Consider the following 23,234-nt stretch of genomic DNA (forward strand, 5'->3'; position numbering starts at 1 on the left):
GCTCAGCCCTCGCCCAGGAGCTGGCCGTCCGAGGTCTCGAACTGCTGCTTGAACTTGTTCACCGCGACGCCGATGGCGGTGACGGTGTCCTTGGACATCTTCTGGCCCTCGCGGATGGAGGTGAGAAGGTCCTTCTCCTCGCGGCCCAGGTGGTCCAGGAGCTCCCGCTCGAAGCGGCGGATGTCGCCGACCGGGATGTCGTCCATCAGACCGTTGGTGCCGGCCCAGACGGAGACGACCTGGTGCTCGGTCGGGAAGGGGTTGTACTGCTCCTGCTTGAGCAGCTCCACCATCCGCTTGCCGCGCTCCAGGGCCGACTTCGACGCGGCGTCCAGGTCGGAACCGAAGGCGGCGAACGCCTCCAGTTCCCGGTACTGGGCCAGGTCGACACGGAGCGAACCGGTGATCTGGCGGATCGCCTTGTGCTGGGCGGAGCCACCGACACGGGAGACCGAGATACCCACGTTCAGCGCGGGGCGCTGCCCGGCGTTGAAGAGGTCGGACTCCAGGAAGCACTGGCCGTCGGTGATGGAGATGACGTTGGTCGGGATGAACGCCGAGACGTCGTTGGCCTTGGTCTCGACGATCGGCAGACCGGTCATCGAACCGGCACCCATCTCGTCGGAGAGCTTGGCGCAGCGCTCCAGCAGGCGGGAGTGCAGGTAGAAGACGTCACCCGGGTAGGCCTCGCGCCCCGGCGGGCGACGCAGCAGCAGGGAGACGGCACGGTAGGCGTCGGCCTGCTTCGACAGGTCGTCGAAGATGATCAGGACGTGCTTGCCCTCGTACATCCACTGCTGGCCGATGGCCGAGCCGGTGTAGGGGGCGAGGTACTTGAAGCCCGCCGGGTCGGACGCGGGAGCCGCCACGATGGTGGTGTACTCCAGCGCGCCGGCCTCCTCCAGGGCACCGCGCACCGAGGCGATGGTGGAGCCCTTCTGGCCGATGGCGACGTAGATGCAGCGGACCTGCTTCTTCGGGTCGCCGGAACGCCAGTTGTCGCGCTGGTTGATGATGGTGTCGACCGCGAGGGCGGTCTTGCCGGTCTGCCGGTCGCCGATGATCAGCTGGCGCTGGCCGCGGCCGATCGGCGTCATGGTGTCGACGGCCTTGTAGCCGGTCTCCATCGGCTCGTGCACCGACTTGCGCTGCATGACCGTGGGGGCCTGCAGTTCCAGCGCGCGGCGGCCCGAGGTCTCGATGTCGCCGAGACCGTCGATGGGGGCGCCCAGCGGGTCGACGACCCGGCCCAGGTAGCCCTCGCCGACACCGACGGAGAGCACCTCACCGGTGCGCTGCACCGGCTGGCCCTCCTCGATGCCGCTGAACTCGCCGAGCACGACGGCACCGATCTCGCGCTCCTCGAGGTTGAGGGCGAGGCCGAGGGTGCCGTCCTCGAACTTCAGAAGTTCGTTCGCCATCGCCGAGGGAAGACCCTCGACCTTCGCGATGCCGTCACCGGCAGCGCTGACCGTGCCGACCTCTTCGCGCGAGGCGGCGTCCGGCGTGTACGACTGGACGAAATTCTCCAGCGCGTCCCGGATCTCATCCGGCCGGATCGTGAGCTCCGCCATCTGGGTTCCCTGCTCTCCTTGTTGGGACCGTAAGTCTTCGTACGGCCCAACTCGGGCCGCTGAACACTGCTTCTTGAGTTGGTAGGGCGCGCTATCCGCCGGCCCGCGCACGGGCCGGCAGGACGATCGCGCTCAGCCGGCCATCCGGCGCCGGACCTCGTCGAGGCGGTCGGCGACGGTGCCGTGGATGACCTCGTCCCCGATCCGCACGGAGATCCCGCCGAGCACCGAGGGGTCCACATCCAGGTTCAGCTGGATGTCCCGGCCGTACATCCGGCCGAGCGCCCCGGCGAGCCGGCTTTTCTGCCCGTCGCTGAGCGGAACCGCCGAGACCACGACGGCGACCGAGCGGTTGCGCCGCTCCGCTGCCAGCCGGGACAGCGATTCCAGGCCCGCCTCCAGGCTACGTCCCCGCGGGCGGAGGACGAGCCGGGCGATGAGCCGCTGGGTGGTGGGCGCCACACGGCCGCCGAGCAGCCGCTCGACGAGACCGGTGCGCGCGGAGCGCAGCGCCTCGCCGGAGTCCTTGCCGCTGAGCGTGGCGCGCAGCTCCGGGGCCCCGGCGATGATGCGGCCGAACCGGAAGAGTTCGTCCTCCACCGAGTCCAGCGTCCCGGCGCCCTCGGCCGCGATCAGGTCGGCGGTGTCCGCCAGCTCCTCCATCGCGTCGACCAGGTCACGCGAGGTGGACCAGCGGGCACGCACCATGCCGGAGACCAGGTCGACGGCCTCGCCGCTGATCTGGCCGCCGAGGAGGCGGCCGACCAGCTCGGCCTTGGCCTCTCCCGGCTGGGAGGGGTCGGTCAGGACACGGCGCAGCGAGACCTCGCGGTCCAGCAGCGCCGTGACCTGCGCCAGGTCGTCGGCCAGGGAGGTGGCGTCCACACCGGTGGAGTCCACCAGGGTGTTCAGCCGTCCCCGCGCGGCGACCAGCGCCTCGCGGCTCACTCCACCGGTCATCGGCCCGCCTCGGCCTTCTCCTCGAGGTCATCGAGGAAACGGTCGATGGTGCGGCTCTGACGGGCGTGGTCCTCCAGGGACTCCCCGACGAGCCGACCGGCGAGGTCGATGGCGATCTTGCCGACGTCCTGGCGCAGGGCCTCGGCCGCCTGCTGACGCTCCGCGGAGATCTGGGCGTGGCCGGCGGCGATGATCTCCTCGCGCTGGCGCTGGCCCTCCTCCCGCATCTCGGCGATCAGCGTGGCGCCCTGCTCCTGGGCCTCCTGACGCAGTCGGGAGGCGTCCCGCCGGGCGTCGTCGAGCTGCGCGCGGTACTCCTCAAGGGTCTGCCGCGCTTCGGCCTGGACGGCCTCAGCCTTCTCCATGCCGCCCTCGATGGCTTCCCGCCGCTCGTCCAGCGCCTTGTTGATGGCCGGGAGGAGCTTCTTGTGGAAGGCGAGGTAGACGACACCGATGCAGATCAGACCGATGACGATCTCAGGCCAGACGGGCAGCAGCGGACTCTGCGGCCCGTCGGCGGCCAGCTGAATCATCATGGTGGACCTTTCGTCGTGAACGGCTCGGGGGGAGGACCCGTCAGTTGAAGATGAACGGGGTGACGAAGCCGATCAGGGCCAGCGCCTCGACGAGGGCGGCACCGAGGAGCATGTTCTGACGGATGAGGCCGGCGGCCTCGGGCTGGCGGGCGATGGCCTGCACGCCGTTGCCGAAGATGTAACCGACACCGATACCGGCACCGATGACGCCGATGCCGTAGCCGATGGTGCCGATGTTGCCGTTGACGGCGGCGAGGGTCTCGAAAGCAGCGGACATGTCCGTGGTTCCTTCTCTGTGGTAGGCCGGTGGACATGTGTCCACCGGTCGTCTGGCGGCCGGGGGCCGCGAGGGCCCCCGTCGGGTCGGTCAGAAGAACCGGGTCAGTGCGGCTCTTCCAGCGCGCCCGAGATGTAGGTCGCGGTGAGGATCGTGAAGACGTACGCCTGGAGCGCCTGGATGAAGAGCTCGAAGACCGTGATCACCAGGGTCATGAACAGCGAGCCGAAGGCGAAGAAGGTGCCGACGACGGTGCCGAGCATGTACCAGGCGCCGATGAGGAAGACCAGGATCAGCACGTGGCCGGCGAACATGTTGGCGAACAGACGCACGGCGAGCGTGAAGGGCCGCAGGAAGACGTTCGACAGCAGCTCGATCGGCGTGACGATCACGTAGATCGGCTTCGGCAGCCCACCCGGGACGCAGAGGTTGCGGATACCGCCGACGAAGCCGTTCGTCCTGAAGGTCACCGTCATGTAGGTGACCCAGACCACCAGCGCGAGCGCGATGGGGTAGGCGATGATCGACGACGCCGGCAGCTGGGCGACCGGGACGATGGCCCAGAGGTTGAACATCCAGACCGTGAAGAACAGCGTGACCAGCAGCGGGACGAAGGACTCGGCCTGCTTGCCGATGACCGCGCGGCCGATCCCGGTGCGCACGAAGTCGTAGAGGACCTCGGCGACCATCTGCAGCTTGCCCGGGACGACCTTCGCGTTGCCGAACGCCGCCCAGAAGAAGCCGACGACCAGCAGCGAGCCGAGGATCGCGAGCAGCGCCGGCTTGTTGAAGTCGAAGCCGCCGATGCTGAAGATCGGCTCGAACTGGAACGACCAGAGCGAAGGAGCGGGGTAGCCGCAGTCCTGGAAGAGATGGCAGTCGGTCTCGAAGGCGAGCGTCTGGTCGCTATTCACCGCGAGCTCCTTCGGCATGACGCATGGATACGGCTACCTCGCGTGTGGGCGTGGCGGCGTGCCACGGAACGGCACTGGACTGGGTGGGTGACGGGATGAGGAGCCGGCCGGCTGCAACGCCACGCCGCCCCAAGGGAGTCCGGGGGGAACGCGCGGCTGTCCCGTGCAGCGCGCGTGCCGACATCGGCCGAGGCTCCGGCGACGGACGATAGCAGTCCGGGGTGGACCCGCGTATGCCGCCCCCCGTAAGGGCGGCGCCGACGGCGCCCGACATCAGTCGGTGGCCTTGTCGTCGGTGCCGCGCGCGGTGGTGGCGGTGTCCTGGTCGGTCACCACGTAGGGGGTCTTGACCTTCAGGTTTCCCTGGATCTGACCCGCGAGCCAGGACACCATCGCCACGAAGACTCCCGCGGCGAAGAGTTGACCGTCCAGGAACGAGGCGTCCCGCAGGACGACCAGCAGGACCAGGAGGAGGAGGATCTTCGTCGTGTAGACGAAGACCGCTGCCGCCATGAGCAGATCGGGCCGGTGGTGGACCACCTTGGCCAGGGCGAACTGCCCGGACGCGAAGAAGAGAGCTCCGACGAGCACGCCGAGGCCGACGCTCACCGCCCCCTCGGACCCGCGCAGCGCGGTGGCCGCCACGAGGGCGATCGCACCGGCCACGGCAGTGAAGAGCGCGGCGCCGCGGAGGATCCGGGCGTCGTTGGGCTGCATGAAGTGGTTCTCCGGCAGGCGTCAGGGGTCTTCGTTGACGGGGAGCCCCAAGAGCGAGACGCGCTCCATCGGGACTACGTGAACGCTATCACAAACTATTTGATGAGGTCTTTACCTAGTTCGTGTGCAGGAACTCACACGGTCGGGGTAACAGCGGCCCCATCGGTTGACGTCCGTCCGGGGGACCCCGGTGGTGTGTCCGACCGGCACGCAGGCGCAGGCCACCGGGGTCACGAGCCCCGCCGCGCGGAGCCGCCGGAAACGCTCCGGTGGCCCCCCTGAGCGCCGGTCTCCGACTCCTCGCGGCGCTCCCCCGCGGCCGGTTCGTCGGCCGCCGAGTGCTTCTGGGCGCCCTCGGAGTGCGCCGGGCGCACGGCGGGGTGCGCGCCGCCGCGCCGGGCCGGGGGACGCCGGGTGAACCGCCGTCGCTCCCCCACCGCCGTCGCGCCGCTGAGCCCCTTCCCCACCGCCTCCTCGCGGTCCGCGGAGAGCGTCGGCTCCGGTCTGCGGTAGCGCGGCGGCACCAGCCGCTGCGCCCACAGCGGGACCCGGGGGGTGAACCGCGGCAGCAGCAGCAGGACCAGCCCGACCGTGCTGAGCAGCACGATGATCGAGACCACCAGCATGCTCTCGCCCTGCACCGTGAACCCGAGGGTGCCGAAGGCGATCAGCGCCGACCAGAAGTACATGATCAGCACCGCCCGGCTGTGGCTGTGGCCGATCTCCAGCAGCCGGTGGTGCAGGTGCCCCCGGTCCGCCGCGAACGGCGACTGCCCGTTCCAGGTCCGCCGCACCACCGCCAGCAGCAGGTCCGCGACGGGCACCGCAATGATGGTCAGTGGCAGCAGCAGCGGGATGTAGACCGGCACCATCTCGTGGACGGTCTGGCGCACGGAGCCGGTGAAGAGGTTCAACCGGTCCGGGTCGACCTGGCCGGTCACCGACGCCGCGGAGGCCGCCATCACCAGACCCAGCAGCATCGATCCCGAGTCGCCCATGAAGATCCGCGCGGGGTGCATGTTGTGCGGCAGGAAGCCCAGGCACATGCCGATCAGCACCGCGGAGAACAGCGTGGCCGGCGCCGCCGCCTCCACGCCGTGGCCGTACCAGAGCCGGTAGGTGTAGAGGAAGAACGCCGCCGCGGCGATGCACACCATGCCGGCGGCGAGTCCGTCCAGCCCGTCGACGAAGTTGACCGCGTTGATGGTGACGACGACCAGGGCGACCGTCAGCAGGATCGACTGCACCGGCGTCAGCGCCACCACCCCGACCCCGGGGATCGGCAGCCAGAGGATCGCCAGCCCCTGCATCACCATGACGCCGGCCGCGATCATCTGGCAGCCCAGCTTCACCAGGGCGTCCACGCCCCACTTGTCGTCCAGCACACCCAGCAGCCAGATGAGGCCGGCGCCCGCGAGCAGCGCCCGCGGTTCGCTGGAGGAGGTGAAGACCTCACCGATGTTGGTGAGCTGCGAGGCGACCAGCAGACCGGCGCAGAGCCCGCCGAACATCGCGATCCCGCCCAGCCGCGGTGTCGGCTCCCGATGCACGTCCCGTGCGCGGATCTGCGGCACGGCTCCGACGGCGATCGCGAACTTCCGCACCGGACCGGTCAGCAGATACGTCACGGCCGCTGTCACGCAGAGCGTCAGCAGGTATTCGCGCACGGGCTCCCCTGTGTGATTCGGACCTCAAGGCCCACACCCTAGCTCCAGACGGCGGACCGCCCGCACGCTCCCACCTGCCGCGGACGGCCGGCGGCCGCGGCGGGCGCACCGAGCCGCCCCGCCGTCACCGCCCGTGAGGGGGCGCCCACCCCCGGCGGTCCGCGGCGGGCGGCCCCGGCACCCCGGTGATGGCGGTGACCACCGGATCGAGCGCCGACCGGATCTCCTCACCCACGCTGCGGAAGTACGGGATCGGCGCGCCGTACGGGTCCTGCACCTCGTCCGCCTCTGCCGTGGGCGCCGCCAGCCAGCCGCGCAGCGCCGCAGCGGCACGGCTGAGCGCCCGGGCGCGGATGACCAGCCCGCCCGGCTCCCGGGCGTCCGGCAGCTTCCCCATGTCGATCACCCGCACCAGCCGGGTGAACTCCTTGAGGGTGAAGGTCCGCAGCCCCGCCGAGTGGCCCATCGAGATCACCTGCGCCCGGTGGTCGCGCGTCGCGGTCAGCACCAGGTCCGCCCGGATGACGTGCTCGTCGAGCAGCTCCCGCCCGGTGAACCCGGCGGTGTCGGCGCCGAACTCGTCCAGCACCTGCGCGGCGTGGGCCTCCATGGGCGCGCCGACATGGCCCCACGTCCCGGCGCTCTCCACCACGAGGCCGGCGTCCGACCCGAGCCGTTCGACGACGGCGAGCCGGGTGAGCCGCTCGGTGATCGGGGAACGGCACACGTTCCCGGTGGAGACGTGCAGGATCCGGAAGACCTGGTCGGCCTCGGGAGGCCGGAACGCGGCTATGCCCGCGTCCGCGTCACTGGCAGCCGCGGTCAATGGGGGGTCTCCAGATCGGGTACCACCGAGCGGAGCTCCTCCTCGCTCACCGCCCCGGGCCGCAGCAGCACCGGCACGTCCCCGGTGATGTCGACGATGGAGGAGGGAACGTCGCTGGGGGTGGGCCCGCCGTCGAGGTAGACGGCGACGGAGTCGCCGAGCATGCGCTGCGCGGCGTCGCAGTTCTGCGGGGCCGCCTCGCCGGTGAGGTTGGCACTGGAGACGGCGACCGGCCCGAAGTCCTTCAGGAGCTCCAGCGCCACCGGGTGCAGCGGCATCCGGACGGCGACCGTGCCGCGGGTCTCCCCGAGGTCCCAGGTGAGGGACGGCTGGTGCCGCGCGACAAGGGTGAGACCGCCGGGCCAGAAGGCGTCGACCAGCTCCCACGCGCTGTCGGTCATGCCGGTGACCAGGCCGTGCAGCGTGTTCGGCGAGCCCACCAGGACCGGGGACGGCATGTTGCGGCCGCGGCCCTTGGCCTCCAGCAGGTCCCCGACGGCGCGCTTGTTGAAGGCGTCCGCCCCCACCCCGTAGAGGGTGTCGGTGGGCAGGACGACCAGGTCCCCGCGGCGAATGGCGGAGACGGCCTCCCGCAGGCCGTGCTTGCGGTCCGCCGCGTCGGTGCAGTCGTAGCGCCGTGGCATCGGTGCGTGCTCCTTCGATGCGCCCCGCGTCAGCGGGTGACCCGGCGAGCCGTGGCGAACCGGGGTCGGTTGTTGAGATCGGGATGGTCCGCCGCGTCCGCCCAGCCGCGGTCCTCGGTGAAGATCCAGGGCACCTGTCCGCCCTGGGTGTCGGCGTGCTCGACGACGACGATGCCGCCGGGGCGCAGCAGCCGGTGCGCGGTCCTCTCCAGCCCCCGGATGGTCTCCAGGCCGTCCTCGCCGGAGAACAGGGCGAGCTCCGGGTCGTGGTCGCGCGCCTCGGGCGCGACGTACTCCCATTCGGTGAGCGGGATATAGGGCGGGTTGGAGACCACGAGGTCGACCTGCCCGTCCAGCTCGGGCAGCGCGGTGAGCGCGTCGCCGTGGTGGAGGGTGACGCGGGAGCCCTCGGCGGTGTTCGCCACGTTGCGGCGGGCCCAGCCCAGGGCGTCCTCGTCCAGTTCCACCGCGTGGACGCGGGAGCGCGGCACCTCCTGGGCGAGGGCGAGCGCGATGGCGCCGGAGCCGGTGCACAGGTCCACGATGAGCGGTTCGGCCACGTCCATCGCCCGGACCGCGTCTATCGCCCAGCCGACGACGGACTCCGTCTCGGGCCGCGGCACGAAGACCCCGGCGCCGACCTGGAGTTCGAGGTAGCGGAAGAAGGCGCGGCCGGTGATGTGCTGCAACGGTTCGCGGGCCTCCCGCCGGGCCACCGCCTCCCAGTAGCGGGCGTCGAAGTCGCCGTCGCCCACCAGGTGCAGCTTGGCGCGGTCGGTGGCGTGCACGAACGCCGCCAGCTCCTCGGCGTCGAACCGGGGGCTGGCGACCCCCGCGGCGGCCAGCCGCTGGGTGGCCTGGGCCACTTCGGCGAGCAGCAGCGAGCGGGGCGGCGGGGAGGTCGGAGTCACGGAACCCACCCTACGTTCACCGTGTCCCTTCGTTTCTCACGCCGCCGCGCGTGCGGCGGCCGGTGCCCGGCCCCGGGCCGGTCGGCACCGCGGGCCCGAGCCCGCGGTCAGCGGTCCTCGGCGAGGCGGGCGGCGGAATCGGCGTCCACGCACGCCTGGATGACAGCGTCGATCTCGCCGTCGAGCACCTGGTCGAGGTTGTACGCCTTGAACCCGACCCGGTGGTCGGAGATCCGGTTCTCCGGGAAGTTGTAGGTGCGGATCTTCTCGGACCGGTCCCCGGTCCGCACCTGGCTGCGGCGGGCGTCGGACGCCTCCCGCTCGGCCTCCTCGCGGGCGGCCGCCAGCAGTCGGGAACGCAGGATGCGCAGCGCCTGCTCCTTGTTCTGGAGCTGGCTCTTCTCGTTCTGGCACGAGGCGACGACGCCGGTCGGCAGGTGCGTGATGCGCACCGCGGAGTCGGTGGTGTTGACGGACTGCCCGCCGGGGCCGGAGGAGCGGTAGACGTCGATCCGCAGGTCCGCGGGGTTGACCTCGACCTCCACCTCCTCGGCCTCGGGGGTGACGAGCACCCCGGCGGCGGAGGTGTGGATGCGGCCCGCCGACTCGGTCGCCGGGACCCGCTGCACCCGGTGGACGCCGCCCTCGAACTTCAGGCGCGCCCAGACGCCCTGCCCGGGCTCCGTGCGCCCCCGTGCCTTCACCGCGACCTGCACGTCCTTGTAGCCGCCCAGCTCCGACTCGGTGGCGTCGATGATCTCGGTCCGCCAGCCGGTGCGCTCGGCGTAGCGCAGGTACATCCGCAGCAGGTCGCCGGCGAACAGGGCGGACTCGTCGCCCCCGGCGCCCGCCTTGATCTCCAGGATCACGTCCTTGTCGTCCGCCGGGTCGCGCGGGACCAGCAGCAGCCGCAGCCGCTCGGTCAGCTCCTCCGCGTGGGCCTCCAGCTCCTTGACCTCACCCGCGAACTCCGGGTCCTCGGCAGCGAGTTCCCGCGCGGTCGCGATGTCGTCCCGGCAGCCGCGCCACTCCTGGTACACGGCCACGACGGGCGTCAGTTCGGCGTAGCGCTTGCTCATGGCGCGGGCACGCCCCTGGTCCGCGTGGACATCGGGGTCTGCGAGCTGCCGCTCGAGGTCGGCGTGCTCGCCGATGAGTTCCTCGACCGCCTCGAACATGATCGGTGGCTCCCGGGACGCTGGTGTCGTCCGCTGCTGCGGATCGCTGGTGGGGTGGCCTGTCCGGCGCGGGGCGCCGGCACCACGGACGGGGCGGGGCCGCCGCGCGCCGACGCGGCTGCGGGGGCGGTCCGGGCCCGGCGGTGCCGCCGGGGGGGGACCCGCGGCACCGTACGGAAAACGCCGGTCCGGCCGCCCCCTCGCGGGGAGCGGCCGAGCCGGCGTGCCGTGCGCTACTTCTTGGCGGCGTTCTTGCCGAACCGCGCCTCGAAGCGGGCCACCCGGCCACCGGTGTCGAGGATCTTCTGCTTGCCGGTGTAGAACGGGTGGCACTCGGAGCAGACGTCGGCACGGACGCTGCCGCTGCTGACGGTGCTGCGAGTGGTGAACGAGGCGCCGCAGGTGCAGCTGACCTGGGTCTCCACGTACTCCGGGTGGATGTCGCGCTTCACGGTGTCTCCTTGGTGTCACGGGAGGGCTCCGGGTCGCTCCGCCGAATGCGTCGCGTGAACCGGGGCCGACGCACCAGTCTGCCAGGACCGGTCGTGACAGCCAAAACGTGATCCGGGCGCCCGGTATTCCACCGCCGACCGGCCGCCGGAACGGCGCCCGCCGACCGGCCGGGGGCTGCGGGTCAGCCGCTGAGGGCCGGCGGCTCCGCCTCGCCCCCGGGCTCCGCGTCGGAGCCCTCCGTGAGGTGTTCCGGCACCGGCACGTCCGCTCGCAGGGCGTCCCACACACCGGTCGCCTGCGGCTCCAGCGGTACGACCCGGTTGGGGTCGGCGCGGTCGTAGCCGACCGGCAGCGTCACCGTCTGGAGCCGCTCGGGCTCCACGTCGCCGAGCCGCCGCGCCAGCGCCGTCAGCTCCGACACGGAGGCAAGGGCGCTGTCGGTGGTGACCGCCCCGGTGGCGGTGTCGGCGAGGCGGTACAGCCGCCGCGGGTCGCCGACCACCCCGACGTTCCTCACCTCCTGCGCGAGCGCGCGGATGAAGGAGTGCTGGAGCTGGATGCGCTCCAGATCGCTTCCGTCCCCCAGGCTCTTGCGGGTCCGCACCAGCGCCAGCGCCGTCTCGCCGTCCAGCCGGTGGTCGCCCGCCGCGAGGTCCAGGTGGCTGTCGGGGTCACGCAACGGCCGGTCGAGGCTCACCTCGACGCCGCCGAGCGCGTCGATCATCTTCTCGAAGCCGCGGAAGTCGACCTCGACGTAGTGGTCCATCCGCACCCCGGTCATCGCCTCGGCGGTCTTCACCGCGCAGACCGGCCCGCCGACCGCGAACGCCTCGTTGAACATGACCCGGTCCGCGGCCGGCACCTCCTCGCCGTCCGCGTCGCGGCAGGCCGGTCGGTGGACCAGCGTGTCCCGGGGGATGGAGACGACCGTCCCGCCGCGCCGGTCCTCGGCCAGGTGCACCACCATCGCGGTGTCGGCGCGGGGTCCCCCCTGCTGGCGGCCGTAGACCTCGTTCTCGCCCTCGCGGCTGTCGGAGCCCAGCACCAGGATGTCGAGGGACTCCCCCGGCTCGTCCTCCGGGCGGTCGGTGCCGAGCGCCGCGTCGATGTCGATCTCGGAGATGTTGCCGTCGAACCGGAGGTACAGCGCGCCCGCGGCGGCACCCGCCAGCAACAGGAGAGCCAGCAGCGCCCCGGTCGCCGCGTAGGCAGCCCGGCGCCGGCGGCCGACCCGTCGGCGGCGGAGCGGAGGCCGCGGACCCCAGGTGGGGAACTGCTGCGCCATGGTCACCGCCTCGTCTCGGGTACGCCCGCCCCGGCAGGGGCCGACGGGGCGCCGCACGGGGCGGCCCGAATCACCCGATTGTGGCCCGCTCGCGGATCGGCCGCCGCCCGTGGCAGCCCCGCACTACGGCGAACGGGGGACGACGACGGGGCCGCCCCACCAGCGGTGGTGGGGCGGCCCCGGACGTGGTACCGGCGCGCCGCGGGCCCGACGGGACGGGCGCCGCGGCGCGGCGGTCAGTCGCCGCTGCTCGGCGAGGGGGTGTTCTTCTGGATCTGCATCAGGAACTCGGCGTTGGACTTGGTCTGCTTCATCTTGTCCAGCAGCAGCTCGATCGCCTGCTGCTGGTCCAGGGCGTGCAGCACCCGGCGGAGCTTCCAGACGACCGCCAGCTCCTCGGCGCCCATCAGGATCTCCTCCTTGCGGGTGCCGGAGGCGTCCACGTCCACGGCCGGGAAGATCCGCTTGTCGGCGAGCTTCCGGTCGAGCTTGAGCTCCATGTTGCCGGTGCCCTTGAACTCCTCGAAGATCACCTCGTCCGCGCGGGAGCCGGTGTCGACCAGGGCGGTGGCGAGGATGGTCAGCGAGCCGCCGTCCTCGATGTTCCGGGCCGCGCCGAAGAACTTCTTCGGCGGGTACAGGGCGGTGGAGTCCACACCACCGGACATGATGCGCCCGGAGGCGGGGGCGGCCAGGTTGTAGGCGCGGCCCAGGCGGGTGATGGAGTCCAGCAGCACGACCACGTCGTGGCCCAGCTCCACCAGGCGCTTGGCGCGCTCGATGGCGAGTTCCGCGACGACGGTGTGGTCCTCGGCCGGGCGGTCGAAGGTCGAGGAGATGACCTCGCCCTTCACCGACCGCTGCATGTCGGTGACCTCCTCGGGCCGCTCGTCCACGAGCACGACCATCAGGTGGCACTCGGGGTTGTTGCGGGTGATCGAGTTGGCGATCGACTGCATGATCATCGTCTTGCCGGTCTTGGGCGGCGCGACGATGAGACCGCGCTGGCCCTTGCCGATCGGCGAGACCATGTCGATGATCCGCGGGGTGAGCGAGCCCGGCTCGCACTCCAGCCGCAGCCGCTCCTGCGGGTACAGCGGGGTGAGCTTGTTGAACTCCTCGCGCCCGCGGCCCGAGTCGGCGCCCATGCCGTTGACGGAGTCCAGCCGCACCAGCGCGTTGAACTTCTCGCGGCGCTCGCCGTCACGGGGCTGCCGGACCGCGCCGGTGACGTGGTCGCCCTTGCGCAGGCCGTTCTTCCGGACCTGGGCGAGGGAGACGTAGACGTCGTTGGGGCCCGGGAGGTAGCCGGACGTCCGCACGAAGGCGTAGTTGTCGAGGATGTCGAGGATGCCGGCGACGGGGATCAGCACGTCGTCGTCGGCGACCTGCGGCTCGTTGAAGTCCTCGCGACCGCCGCTGCGGCGGCCCCGGCGGTCGCGGTAGCGGCCACGGCGGCCGCGGCGGCTGCCCTCGAAGTCGTCGTCGCGGTTGCCGTCGTCGCCGCGGCCGTCGCGGTTGCCGCCGCGGTTGCCGTCACCCCGACCGCCGCCGTCGCGGTTGTCGCCCCGGGTGCCGTCGCCCCGGCCGCCACCGTCGCGGTTGCCGCCGTCGCGGTTGCCGCGGCCGCCGCCCTGCTGGTTCTGGCCGCCCTGGCCGGCGTTCTTGCCGCGCCGCTCGCGCTTGCCCTGCCGCTCGCCGCCGTCCTCCTTGGACGAACCGTCAGCGCGGGGCGAATCGCCCTTCGCGCCCTCGGACTTGGTGGGCTGGCCGGCGTCCTTGGCGGACTCCTTCTCCTTGGCGGCCGGGGCGGAGTCCTGCGCGGAGTCCTTCACGCCCTCGTCGCCCTCGGAGCGCGCGGGGGCCTCGGCCTGGGTCGCGGCCTTGGCGTCGGTGCGCACACGGGAGGTGGCACGCCGCTTCGGCTTCTCCGCCGCGGGTGCCTCCGCGGCGGGCGCGGACTCGGCGGGCGCGCCGCCCGAGCCCTGCTTCTCCTTGATGACCTCGATCAGCTGGCTCTTGCGCATCCGCGCGGTGCCCCTGATGCCGAGGCCGGAGGCAACCTGCTGCAGTTCAGCCAGCACCATGCCGTCGAGGCCGGTGCCGGAACGCCGACGGCGCGGCGCCTTGGCAGCACTGTCCGTCACGGACGCGGGGGCAGCACCGGCAGTCTTGTCGGCGCTGTCGGCACTCGCGCCCATCAGATCGGTGGTGTCGCTCACGAAGGGTCCTTCCCTGGAGCGGACGTCGGCCTGTCTGGCTCGGCGACCGGTCGTGCTGTCCGGCTGCGGTCTCGTCTGATGGACCGGCCGGGGCGGTGGTCCGCCTGCTCATGGCGGCGGTGAGAACGGTTCGAAAAAGTACGGAATGGCCGATGTGACCGTCGTACCGGATCCGGAGCGTGCCGAGCTCTGCCAGGCAGGCTGCTGAGGCAGAGGGAGCTCCCGGAAGAAGACGCGGCCCCTGAGGACGGGACCCCGGTGTACCGTGCCGCCCGGGGTGCCCCGGGGACGACGCCGCCGCGGATACCACGACGGCCACCCCTCGGAGTGATCCGCAGGGACGGTACGTGTAGACCTGAGATTAACACTACCGGATACTGCCGGTATTCCCCCCTCTCCATGCTCTTCATGCATGCCCACCCGGGCGCCCCGCTCACACCGGGACGGCGGATTCTCACCCCGCTTCGGCACCGGCGCCGGCGGCGAGCGGCAGCACGCTCGACCCCGCGGCGTCCAGCTCCAGCCGGTTGGCGGCCCAGTCCCCGCCGGCCAGCCGCGCCACCCGGTCCGCCTCCGCGTCGCCGACCAGGGCCAGCACGGTCGGCCCGGCGCCGGAGATCACCGCGGGCACGCCCTCGTCCCGCAGCCGTGCGACGAGCTGCACGCTCCCGGGCATCGCCGCCGCACGGTACTCCTGGTGCAGCCGGTCCTCGGTCGCCGGCAGCAGCAGCTCCGGACGGCGTGTCAACGCCTCCACCAGCAGCGCCGACCGGCCCGCGTTCATCGCCGCGTCGACATGGGGGACGGAGCGCGGGAGCAGTCCGCGCGCCGTCTCGGTCCGCAGCGGCTGGGCCGGGACGAAGACGACCGGCGCGATCGTCGCGTCGGGCTCCAACCGCACCGCCCGCGCCGCACCCCCGTCCGACCAGGCGATGGTGAAGCCGCCGAGCAGGCAGGCGGCCACGTTGTCGGGGTGGCCCTCGATCTCGGACGCCAGCTCCAGCAGCGCACGCTCCCCGAGACGGGCCTCGCCACCGCTGGTCACGGCCCGGGCCGCCATCAGCCCGGCGCAGATCGCCGCGGAGGACGAGCCCAGGCCGCGCCCGTGCGGGATGCGGTTGGCGCACACCACCTCCAGCCCGCGCGGCTGACCGCCCAGCACGTCGAACGCCGCGCGCATCGCGCGCACCATCAGGTGCCGCTCGTCGCGAGGCAGGGTGTCGGCGCCCTCCCCCGCGATGTCGATGTGGAGGCCGGACTCCGCAACGCGGACCACCACGTCGTCGTAGAGCCCCAGCGCCAGACCCAGGGCGTCGAAGCCGGGCCCCAGGTTGGCGCTGGTGGCGGGCGTGCGCACCCGGACGGGCGCGGCACGGAATGCGGGGTGCGCCATCGCTCGACGACTCTCCTTGCTGGTTCCGGACGTCCCGCGGCGACTGCCGGGGACGGCCGAGGGGTGGTGGCCGCGGGACGCGGCCAGGAAGGGACCCGCCGCACCGGTGCCGGGGGCGGCTCCGCCGTGGCGAGCTCCGAACGGCGGCCGCCCGGGTCCGTCGTCGTCACCGACGGCGCCGTGCGGCGCGGTGTTCGGGGCCCGGCCCCGGACGGTCCCGACCGACCGCCGTCGGGGACGGTGCAGACGCCCGCCCGCTGGGGGCGGTGGGCGCTCGGGCCCGCGACTGCGGCGCCCTCCCCACGCGTGCGGGAGCGGCATGCCACGGGCCTGCCGGTCGGGAACCGGCCCCCGGGGTGAAACCGCTCCGGCCTGCCGGAACGCGGCCCAGCCTACCGAAGGCCGCGCCGCCGTCCGCAGAGGGTGCACCTCGGGCGATGCCCGTGTCGACCCTGCCGGAGCCGGTGCGCCCGCGGGGCACTCGCGCCGGAGTGCCGTGCGGCGGCGGGGTGGTGAACCCCCGTCGGCACGGCCCCCGGCGAGGCGTCAGGCCAGGCCGAGGCGTTCCGCCGCGGCGTCGGCGTTCACCGGCACCGTGATGGGCGGCGGCGCACCGGCGACCGCCCAGTCCGGGTCCTTGAGCCCGTTGCCGGTGACCGTGCAGACGATGCGCTGCCCGGGGTCGACATCGCCGCGCGCCGCCGCCTTCAGCAGGCCGGCCACCGACGCCGCCGACGCGGGCTCCACGAAGACGCCCTCCTGCGCCGCGAGCAGGCGGTACGCGGCGAGGATCTCCCGGTCCGTCACCTCGTCGATGATCCCGCCGGACTCGTCGCGCGCCGCCTCCGCCTGGGTCCACGACGCCGGGTTGCCGATGCGGATCGCGGTCGCCAGGGTGGCGGGGTTGCGCACCGGCGCGCCCCGGACGATCGGCGCGGAGCCCGACGCCTGGAAACCCCACATCCGCGGCGTGCGCGAGGCGGGCGCGCCCAGCGGGGAGCTGGTGTCGGCGTACTCGCGGTACCCGCGCCAGTAGGCGGTGATGTTGCCGGCGTTGCCGACCGGCAGCACGTGGATGTCGGGCGCGTCGCCGAGCATGTCGACCACCTCGAAGGCGCCGGTCTTCTGGCCCTCGATGCGGGCGGGGTTGACCGAGTTCACCAGCGCCACCGGGTACTTCTCCGACAGGCCCCGCGCGAGGTCGAGGCAGTCGTCGAAGTTGCCGTCGACCTCCAGGATGCGGGCGCCGTGGACCAGCGCCTGGCCCATCTTGCCGAGCGCGATCTTGCCGGTCGGCACCAGCACCGCGCAGACCATCCCGCCGCGCACCGCGTAGGCGGCGGCCGAGGCCGAGGTGTTGCCGGTGGAGGCGCAGATGACGGCCTGCGCCCCCTCCTCCTTGGCACGCGAGATGGCCATGGTCATGCCGCGGTCCTTGAAGGAGCCGGTGGGGTTGGCCCCCTCGACCTTCAGGTGCACCTCGCAGCCGGTGCGCTCGGAGAGCACCTGCGCCGGCACCAGCGGAGTACCGCCCTCACGCAGTGTCACCACGGGCGTCGTCGCGGAGACGGGCAGCCGCTCGCGGTACTCCTCGATGACTCCCCGCCACTGGCGGCTGGTGGTGGTCTGCTGTGCTTCCATGACGTCCACTGCTTCCCTGACTCTCCGGCTTCCCGAGCCCCCGGACTCTCCGGTGTTCCTACCGCACGCCGCCCGGACGGGCGGCGCGGCGGGTCATTCGCCCTCGACCCGCATGATGCTGGCGACGCCCCGGACGGTGTCCAGGCCGCGCAGCGTCTCGACCGTCGCCGTGAGCGCGGCGTCGGGCGCGCGGTGGGTGACCACGACCAGCGACGCCTCCCCGTCCTTGCCCTGCTGCCGCACCGTGTCGATGGAGACGCCGTGGTCGGCGAAGACCGCCGCCACCTGCGACAGCACACCCGGCTTGTCCGCCACGTCGAGGCTGATGTGGTACCGGGTGACGACATCGCCCATCGGGCTGACCGGGAGCATGGTGTACGCCGACTCGCCGGGGCCGCGCGCGCCGCTCACCTTGTTGCGGCAGGCGGCGACCAGGTCGCCGAGGATCGCCGAGGCGGTCGGCACCCCGCCGGCGCCCTGGCCGTAGAACATCAGGCTGCCGGCGGAGTCGGCCTCGACGAAGACCGCGTTGTACGCCTCGCGGACGGAGGCCAGCGGATGGGTGAGCGGGATCATCGCCGGGTGGACCCGCGCGGTCACCGACCGGCCGTCGGCGGCGCGCTCGCAGATGGCCAGCAGCTTCACGGTGCAGCCCATGCGGCGGGCGGAGGCGATGTCCGAGGCGGTGACCTCGGTGATGCCCTCGCGGTGGACGTCGTCCAGCCGGACCCGGGTGTGGAACGCGATCCCGGAGAGGATCGCCGCCTTGGCGGCGGCGTCGAACCCCTCCACGTCCGCCGTCGGGTCGGCCTCCGCGTAGCCGAGGGCGGTCGCCTCCTCCAGCGCCTCGTAGTAGCCGGCGCCGCTGGTGTCCATGCGGTCGAGGATGAAGTTGGTGGTGCCGTTGACGATGCCCAGCACCCGGTTGACGCTGTCACCGGCGAGCGACTCGCGCAGCGGGCGCAGCAGCGGGATGGCACCGGCGACCGCGGCCTCGAAGTAGAGGTCGGCGCCGTACTTCTCGGCCGCCGAGTAGAGCGAGGGGCCGTCCTCGGCGAGCAGCGCCTTGTTGGCGGTGACGACGCTGGCGCCGTTCTCGAAGGCGGTCGAGATGAGCGACCGGGCGGGCTCGATCCCGCCGATGACCTCGACGACGACGTCGATGTCGGGGCGGGAGACCAGTCCCTGCGCGTCGGTGGTGATCAGCTCGGCGTGGACGCCCTCGCGCAGCCGGCCGGGGCGGCGGACCGCGATACCGGCCAGTTCCACGGGCGCGCCGACCCGGGCGGCCAGGTCGGCGGCGTGCGTCGTCACCAGGCGTGCCACCTGTGACCCGACCACTCCGCACCCCAGCAGCGCCACCTTCAGCGGCCGCCCATCCGTCATCGCCCGACCTTCTCTCTCCGCTCTCGTACCGCACGTACCGCCGCTTCCGGCGGGGGCGCCGCCGTGACCGGCGTCCGGCCCACGGCACTCCCCGCCCCCGCAAGTCTCGCCCACCGGGGGCGGCTCCTCACCGCCGGTGTCAGTATGCGAGATTCGCCGGCCGCCCGCCGGACATCGGCCGGCGGGCCGACGTGCGACGGACGATCCGCGGGGCACGGAAGTTCGAGCCGGGTGGGGGCGGTCGTGCGCCGCCGGGGCGCACGCCGGTGGGGTGGCGGCCCCCGGGACAGGACGGGCCCGGGGGCCGGCGCCGGTGGTGCGCACGGCGCCGGTGGACGGCCGCCGCCCGGCTGTCAGCCCACGTCGAGACGGAGCAGGTCCTCCTCGGTCTCGCGCCGCAGCAGCACCCGGGCCTGCCCGTTCCGGACGGCGACCACCGGCGGGCGGGCCACGTGGTTGTAGTTGCTGGCCATCGAGCGGCAGTAGGCGCCGGTGGCGGGTACCGCCAGCAGGTCGCCGACGGCCGTGTCGGCGGGCAGGTGGGCGTCGCGCACGACGATGTCGCCGCTCTCGCAGTGCTTGCCGACCACCCGCGTCAGCATCGGCGCGGCCTCGGACGTCCGCGAGACCAGGGCGACCGAGTACTCGGCGTCGTAGAGGGCGGTCCGGATGTTGTCCGACATGCCGCCGTCGACGCTGACGTAGGTGCGCAGCCCGGGCAGTTCCTTGGTGGTGCCGACCTCGTAGACGGTGACCGCGGTCGGACCGACGACGGCACGGCCGGGCTCGACGGAGAGCCGGGGCCGCGCCAGTCCCGCAGCATCACACTCACGGGTGACGATGTCGCGGAGCGCCCTCGCGATCTCGTGTGGTTCGCGGGGGTCGTCGGCCGGGGTGTAGGCGATGCCGAGGCCGCCGCCGAGGTCGATCTCGGGGAGCTCCAGGCCGTGCTCGTCCCGGACCTCCCGCAGCAGGCCGACCACGCGGTGCGCCGCCACCTCGAACCCGGCGGTGTCGAAGATCTGCGAGCCGATGTGGGAGTGCACCCCGATCAGCTCCAGGCTGTCGTGGGCGAGCACGCGCCGCACGCCGTCCGCGGCCTGGCCGCCGGCCAGCGCCAGACCGAACTTCTGGTCCTCGTGGGCGGTGGCGATGAACTCGTGGGTGTGGGCCTCCACGCCGACGGTGACCCGCAGCTGCACCCGCTGGCGTCGGCCCAGCCGGCGTGCGGCGTCGGCGACGCGGTCGATCTCCTGGAGCGAGTCCAGCACGATCCGGCCGACGCCGGCCTCGACCGCCCGCTCGATCTCGGCGGCCGACTTGTTGTTGCCGTGGAGCGCGATCCGCTCGGCGGGCATCCCGCCGGCCAGCGCGGTCGCCAGTTCGCCGCCGCTGCAGACGTCGAGGTTGAGCCCCTCCTCGGTCAGCCACCGCACCACGGCGCGGCACAGGAACGCCTTGCCGGCGTAGAAGACGTCGGCGTCCGGCCCGAAGGCGTCGCGCCAGGCGCGGCACCGGGCGCGGAAGTCCTCCTCGTCCAGGAAGTAGGCGGGGGTGCCGAACTCCTCGACCAGCGCGCGGACGTCGACGCCGCCGATGGTCAGCGCCCCGTCGGGGCCGCGGCGGGCGGTGCGGGGCCAGACCCGGGGGTCGAGCTCGTTGAGGTCGGCCGGGGGCGGGCCGTGGTGGCCCTCGGGGAGGACGTCGGCGTGGCGGGGCCCGGCGGGGTGCGCGGAACGACTCATGGCTGCTGCTGTCGCTTTCTTGCTGGTTCGCGGTCGCGGTCCGCGGTCGCAGTTCGCGGTCGCGGTCCGCGGTTCGTGCGGAAGGGCGGCTGTTGCGGAGGCGGGCACGCGCGGTGGTGTCCGCCGTCGGGGTGGTCCAACGGGGCGCTGTCAGGGGAGGCAACGGGAGACGAGGCCGCCCGGTCACGAGCCGGTCCGTCGGTCCGTCGGTCCGGCGGACCGGCCGGGACGGGACGGTGCCGCGCGGAGCCCTCGGCGACCCACGACTCCCGCGACCGGCGGCACCGTCGGCACGAGAGGTGCGGCGACCGGGGCCCGTGCCCGGCACGGCGCCCGGCTCAGAGGTGGTCGGGCGCCCCGATGCCCAGGCGGGTCAGGCCGTCGGCGAGCACCGTGGCGGTGGCCTGGGCGAGGGCCAGCCGCGCGCGGTGGACGGCCCCGGGTTTCTCGGGTCCCTGGGGCAGGACGGCGGCGGTGGCGGTCGCGTCGAGGTGCGCGTCGGCGAGGCGGACCAGCCAGCCGGCCGAGCCGGCGCGGTGCCGCTCCCCCAGCAGCGCCAGCACGGCGCGCTCGGCGGGGTGCCGCAGCTCCTCGGCGGCTGCGGCATCGGGGGCGATCCCGAGCCGCGCCCCGCCGCGCACGGCGGAACGCGCGCGGGCGTGGGCGTACCGCACCCGGAAGAGCGGGTTCTCGGTGCGCTGGGTGAGGAGATCGAGACCGGCCGGGGGACGGTCGTCCGAGGCGGCCCGCCAGGCGCGGACGTCCCGTGCCGGGTCCTCGGGCAGAGCGGCGGGCGCGGGCAGCGTGAGGATCTCGTCCAGCAGCGCGGCCTGCGCGCCCTCGGCGAGCACGATGTCGAGGAACCCGGGGCCGGACGGGGTCACCGCGGCGACCCCGGGGGTGGCCGCCAGGCGACGCCGGAGCACCTCGGCCACCGTGTGCGGGGGCCGGGCGGCGGGGCCGGCGGTCGTCGGCGGGGCGGTCGACGCGTGGTGGGGGCGCGGGATGGCGGGCCGGGATGGCGGTGCGCGGCGCCACCGTGAGCCGCCCGCGCCCGGTCACGCCGTGCCGCGCGCACCGAGGTGGCCGAACCGGCCGCGCAGCCGCTTCAACCCGTCCCGCATCCGCGTCTTGACCGTTCCCAGCGGCACGTCGAGCTGCCGCGCCACCTGCGGGTAGCTCAGCCCCTCGTAGTACGCCAGGGTGATCGCCTCCCGCTGGAGCGGGGTGAGGGAGTCCAGTCCGGCGAGGACCGTCTCGCCGTCGGCGGCACGGTCCACGTACTCCGCGACCGGGTCGTGCAGCAGCTCGGCGTCGCTCCGCTGGAACCGCTCCTCGCGGGCGGTGAGCGCCTGTTCGTGCCGCACCCGGTCGACGGCGCGCCGGTGGGTGATCCGCAGCACCCATCCCCAGGCCCCGCCCCGCTCCCGCTGGTAGCGGGCGGCGTTGCGCCACACGTCGAGCAGCGCCTCCTGCGCCACGTCCTCGGCGAGCGAACGGTCGCGGACCACGGCCAGCGCCGTCGTCAGCACGCGGCCGGCGACGCGGTCGTAGACCTCGGCGAAGGCCGCCTGGTCGCCGTGGGCCGTGGCTGCCAGCAGCTCCTCCAGCGAGCGGCGGCCGGGGCGGGCGCCGTCCGCGGCGGGGCGGTCGGTGGGGGCGTCGGTTCCGGGAAGCACCGTCATGTCCGGGTCTCCAGTGTCCTGCTGGGGCCGGTCGCCGAAGCCACCGTCGGGGTGGTCGGCCCCCGGCCCGGGGTGGGCGCGCGAGGGAGGTGGTGCGGCACGGCCGGGGCGTCCTGGGGACACGGCGGCCGGGCCGGTGATCAGCCCGGTCGACGCGGGCCGCGGCCGTCCAGCAGGTAGCCGGCGGCTCGGTGGTCCTCCGCCCGGGCGGCGCCGGGGGAGTCGGTGGCGGGGGCCGGGCCGTCCGGCTCGATGGGGCGGCTGCCGACCGGGCCGTGCGATCCCGTGCAGGGCATGCCGGTCGAGGTGCCGACGACGGTGGACTCGGCCCCGGGTGCGTTTCCGCCGTCGGAGGCGCGGTCGCCGAGGTCACGCCGGTCGGCGCGGTCCTCTTCGGTGGCGGCGCCATCGAGAGCGGGGCCGGGCGCCGCCGCGGCGTCCACCAGGGTGCCGAGGGTGTCGAGGTGCGCCGCGGCGAGGTCGGCCACCGCGTGCGGGCCGGACAGGCCGACCGAGCGGGCCGTCTCCGCCGGGGCGGCCTCCGGACCCCGGTCCGCCGCGTCGTCCCCCTCGCCGTCGCCCGCTTCGGTGCCGGTCGCACCGCCCGGGGTCGTCGCTCCGCCTGGGGCGTCCTGCTCGGGTGAGGTCGCCGCCGGCGGGGCGGGTTCGGTGGGGTGCGCGGTCGGCGGGGCGGTGGTTCCAGGGCTGCTCGCGGCGGGGGTGACCCGCAGGGCATCGGTGACGGGTCGCAGCCCGGCGGCGTCGGCCACCGGGACGAGGACCGGCGTGAGCAGTCCGGTGGGCGGCTGTGCCGGCTCCGGCTGTCGCGCCTCGCCCTCGGAGCCGGTCTCTCCGGCACCCGGCGCGGTCGGTGCGCCCGGCGCGGTCGGCTCGCTCGGTTCGCCACCGTCGCTCCCGTCCCCTGCGGAGCCCGCGGCCCCGGTCGCCGGGGCGAGACGGTCGGCGACCGGCGAAAGAAACTCACCTACGGGGGCCAGGAGTTCACCGAACGGGACGAGCAGTCCGCCGACGGCGCCGGGGACGCCGCCGGGCGCAGCCGCCCGCTCCGGCTGCTGCGCGCCGGAAGCGGAACGGCTTCCTCCGGTGGTGCCCGTTGCCGGGTGCTGCCCGACCGCGCGCTGCTCGGAACCGGGCGCGGCCGGGGTGGTCCCGTGCTCCGCGCCCCGGGCCCCGCGGGGCTCCGGTGCACGGTCCGCGCG

Annotated in this window: 20 protein-coding genes and 1 pseudogene; all 21 read right to left on the bottom strand. The window is 73.6% G+C overall.

Annotation, left to right across the window (positions count from 1 at the left end):
* Nucleotides 1-2 precede the first annotated feature (2 nt).
* Nucleotides 3-1,574: a F0F1 ATP synthase subunit alpha gene (gene atpA / locus HCN52_RS02120; protein ID WP_168086603.1), complete on the bottom strand. Its 1,572-nt coding sequence runs from the start codon at nt 1,572-1,574 to the stop codon at nt 3-5.
* Nucleotides 1,575-1,706: 132 nt separating this feature from the next.
* Entirely contained in the window at nt 1,707-2,534 is an 828-nt protein-coding gene (locus HCN52_RS02125) for a F0F1 ATP synthase subunit delta (RefSeq protein WP_168086604.1), read from the bottom strand.
* Nucleotides 2,531-3,067: a F0F1 ATP synthase subunit B gene (locus HCN52_RS02130; RefSeq protein ID WP_167968295.1), complete on the bottom strand. Its 537-nt coding sequence runs from the start codon at nt 3,065-3,067 to the stop codon at nt 2,531-2,533. Before HCN52_RS02130 ends, HCN52_RS02125 begins: the two co-directional genes overlap by 4 nt.
* A 43-nt stretch (nt 3,068-3,110) precedes the next feature.
* Nucleotides 3,111-3,347, bottom strand: a complete 237-nt coding sequence (gene atpE, locus HCN52_RS02135; RefSeq protein WP_167932497.1) for an ATP synthase F0 subunit C — start codon at nt 3,345-3,347, stop codon at nt 3,111-3,113.
* Nucleotides 3,348-3,451: 104 nt separating this feature from the next.
* The gene (atpB, locus tag HCN52_RS02140; protein ID WP_168086605.1) at nt 3,452-4,279 is read right to left on the bottom strand and encodes a F0F1 ATP synthase subunit A; all 828 of its coding nucleotides are present in this window, start codon (nt 4,277-4,279) and stop codon (nt 3,452-3,454) included.
* Between the two features lie 255 nt (nt 4,280-4,534).
* Nucleotides 4,535-4,978 (bottom strand): Cg1360 family ATP-synthase-associated protein, encoded by a 444-nt coding sequence (locus HCN52_RS02145; RefSeq protein WP_168086606.1) that lies wholly within the window; start codon nt 4,976-4,978, stop codon nt 4,535-4,537.
* A gap of 230 nt (nt 4,979-5,208) precedes the next feature.
* Entirely contained in the window at nt 5,209-6,645 is a 1,437-nt protein-coding gene (locus HCN52_RS02150; RefSeq protein ID WP_168086607.1) for an MraY family glycosyltransferase, read from the bottom strand.
* Between the two features lie 124 nt (nt 6,646-6,769).
* Nucleotides 6,770-7,438: an arsenate reductase/protein-tyrosine-phosphatase family protein gene (locus HCN52_RS02155; RefSeq protein WP_168086621.1), complete on the bottom strand. Its 669-nt coding sequence runs from the start codon at nt 7,436-7,438 to the stop codon at nt 6,770-6,772.
* A gap of 29 nt (nt 7,439-7,467) precedes the next feature.
* Nucleotides 7,468-8,115 carry an L-threonylcarbamoyladenylate synthase gene (locus HCN52_RS02160; protein ID WP_168086608.1) on the bottom strand — a complete coding sequence of 216 codons (648 nt, stop codon included), beginning with the start codon at nt 8,113-8,115 and terminating at the stop codon, nt 7,468-7,470.
* Between the two features lie 29 nt (nt 8,116-8,144).
* Nucleotides 8,145-9,026, bottom strand: a complete 882-nt coding sequence (prmC, locus tag HCN52_RS02165) for a peptide chain release factor N(5)-glutamine methyltransferase (RefSeq protein ID WP_168086609.1) — start codon at nt 9,024-9,026, stop codon at nt 8,145-8,147.
* Between the two features lie 107 nt (nt 9,027-9,133).
* Nucleotides 9,134-10,204, bottom strand: a complete 1,071-nt coding sequence (gene prfA, locus HCN52_RS02170) for a peptide chain release factor 1 (protein WP_168086610.1) — start codon at nt 10,202-10,204, stop codon at nt 9,134-9,136.
* A 233-nt stretch (nt 10,205-10,437) separates the two neighbouring features.
* Nucleotides 10,438-10,656: a 50S ribosomal protein L31 gene (gene rpmE, locus HCN52_RS02175; RefSeq protein WP_168086611.1), complete on the bottom strand. Its 219-nt coding sequence runs from the start codon at nt 10,654-10,656 to the stop codon at nt 10,438-10,440.
* 182 nt (nt 10,657-10,838) lie between these two features.
* Nucleotides 10,839-11,942, bottom strand: coding sequence for an LCP family protein (locus tag HCN52_RS02180; protein ID WP_168086612.1), 1,104 nt, complete (start codon nt 11,940-11,942; stop codon nt 10,839-10,841).
* Nucleotides 11,943-12,178: 236 nt separating this feature from the next.
* Nucleotides 12,179-14,164 (bottom strand): transcription termination factor Rho, encoded by a 1,986-nt coding sequence (rho, locus tag HCN52_RS02185; protein ID WP_168086613.1) that lies wholly within the window; start codon nt 14,162-14,164, stop codon nt 12,179-12,181.
* Between the two features lie 454 nt (nt 14,165-14,618).
* Nucleotides 14,619-15,557 carry a homoserine kinase gene (gene thrB, locus HCN52_RS02190; RefSeq protein ID WP_168086614.1) on the bottom strand — a complete coding sequence of 313 codons (939 nt, stop codon included), beginning with the start codon at nt 15,555-15,557 and terminating at the stop codon, nt 14,619-14,621.
* 546 nt (nt 15,558-16,103) lie between these two features.
* Nucleotides 16,104-17,198 carry a threonine synthase gene (thrC, locus tag HCN52_RS02195; protein ID WP_168086615.1) on the bottom strand — a complete coding sequence of 365 codons (1,095 nt, stop codon included), beginning with the start codon at nt 17,196-17,198 and terminating at the stop codon, nt 16,104-16,106.
* Nucleotides 17,199-17,291: 93 nt separating this feature from the next.
* On the bottom strand, nt 17,292-18,584 hold the full coding sequence (locus HCN52_RS02200; RefSeq protein WP_168086616.1) for a homoserine dehydrogenase: 1,293 nt from the start codon (nt 18,582-18,584) through the stop codon (nt 17,292-17,294).
* Between the two features lie 353 nt (nt 18,585-18,937).
* The gene (lysA, locus tag HCN52_RS02205; RefSeq protein ID WP_168086617.1) at nt 18,938-20,329 is read right to left on the bottom strand and encodes a diaminopimelate decarboxylase; all 1,392 of its coding nucleotides are present in this window, start codon (nt 20,327-20,329) and stop codon (nt 18,938-18,940) included.
* A gap of 338 nt (nt 20,330-20,667) precedes the next feature.
* The gene (locus HCN52_RS26060) at nt 20,668-21,255 is read right to left on the bottom strand and encodes a DALR anticodon-binding domain-containing protein (RefSeq protein WP_168086618.1); all 588 of its coding nucleotides are present in this window, start codon (nt 21,253-21,255) and stop codon (nt 20,668-20,670) included.
* Between the two features lie 132 nt (nt 21,256-21,387).
* Entirely contained in the window at nt 21,388-22,014 is a 627-nt protein-coding gene (locus tag HCN52_RS02215) for a sigma-70 family RNA polymerase sigma factor (RefSeq protein ID WP_168086619.1), read from the bottom strand.
* Nucleotides 22,015-22,154: 140 nt separating this feature from the next.
* A pseudogene (locus HCN52_RS02220) lies at nt 22,155-23,234 on the bottom strand (hypothetical protein); the annotation flags it as partial.

It is taken from the genome of Streptomyces bohaiensis (genome assembly GCF_012033785.1).
GTDB classification, from domain to species: Bacteria; Actinomycetota; Actinomycetes; order Streptomycetales; family Streptomycetaceae; genus Streptomyces; species Streptomyces bohaiensis.

What these genes read in the sequence shown, in the direction of transcription:
- HCN52_RS02125 (WP_168086604.1), bottom strand. Translation starts at nt 2,534, where the DNA reads ATGACCGGTGGAGTGAGCCGCGAGGCGCTGGTCGCCGCGCGGGGACGG.
- atpA (WP_168086603.1), bottom strand. Translation starts at nt 1,574, where the DNA reads ATGGCGGAGCTCACGATCCGGCCGGATGAGATCCGGGACGCGCTGGAG.
- HCN52_RS02180 (WP_168086612.1), bottom strand. Translation starts at nt 11,942, where the DNA reads ATGGCGCAGCAGTTCCCCACCTGGGGTCCGCGGCCTCCGCTCCGCCGC.
- HCN52_RS02200 (WP_168086616.1), bottom strand. Translation starts at nt 18,584, where the DNA reads ATGACGGATGGGCGGCCGCTGAAGGTGGCGCTGCTGGGGTGCGGAGTG.
- thrC (WP_168086615.1), bottom strand. Translation starts at nt 17,198, where the DNA reads ATGGAAGCACAGCAGACCACCACCAGCCGCCAGTGGCGGGGAGTCATC.
- prfA (WP_168086610.1), bottom strand. Translation starts at nt 10,204, where the DNA reads ATGTTCGAGGCGGTCGAGGAACTCATCGGCGAGCACGCCGACCTCGAG.
- HCN52_RS02160 (WP_168086608.1), bottom strand. Translation starts at nt 8,115, where the DNA reads ATGCCACGGCGCTACGACTGCACCGACGCGGCGGACCGCAAGCACGGC.
- atpB (WP_168086605.1), bottom strand. Translation starts at nt 4,279, where the DNA reads ATGCCGAAGGAGCTCGCGGTGAATAGCGACCAGACGCTCGCCTTCGAG.
- HCN52_RS02145 (WP_168086606.1), bottom strand. Translation starts at nt 4,978, where the DNA reads ATGCAGCCCAACGACGCCCGGATCCTCCGCGGCGCCGCGCTCTTCACT.
- HCN52_RS02130 (WP_167968295.1), bottom strand. Translation starts at nt 3,067, where the DNA reads ATGATTCAGCTGGCCGCCGACGGGCCGCAGAGTCCGCTGCTGCCCGTC.
- atpE (WP_167932497.1), bottom strand. Translation starts at nt 3,347, where the DNA reads ATGTCCGCTGCTTTCGAGACCCTCGCCGCCGTCAACGGCAACATCGGC.
- HCN52_RS02215 (WP_168086619.1), bottom strand. Translation starts at nt 22,014, where the DNA reads ATGACGGTGCTTCCCGGAACCGACGCCCCCACCGACCGCCCCGCCGCG.
- thrB (WP_168086614.1), bottom strand. Translation starts at nt 15,557, where the DNA reads ATGGCGCACCCCGCATTCCGTGCCGCGCCCGTCCGGGTGCGCACGCCC.
- lysA (WP_168086617.1), bottom strand. Translation starts at nt 20,329, where the DNA reads ATGAGTCGTTCCGCGCACCCCGCCGGGCCCCGCCACGCCGACGTCCTC.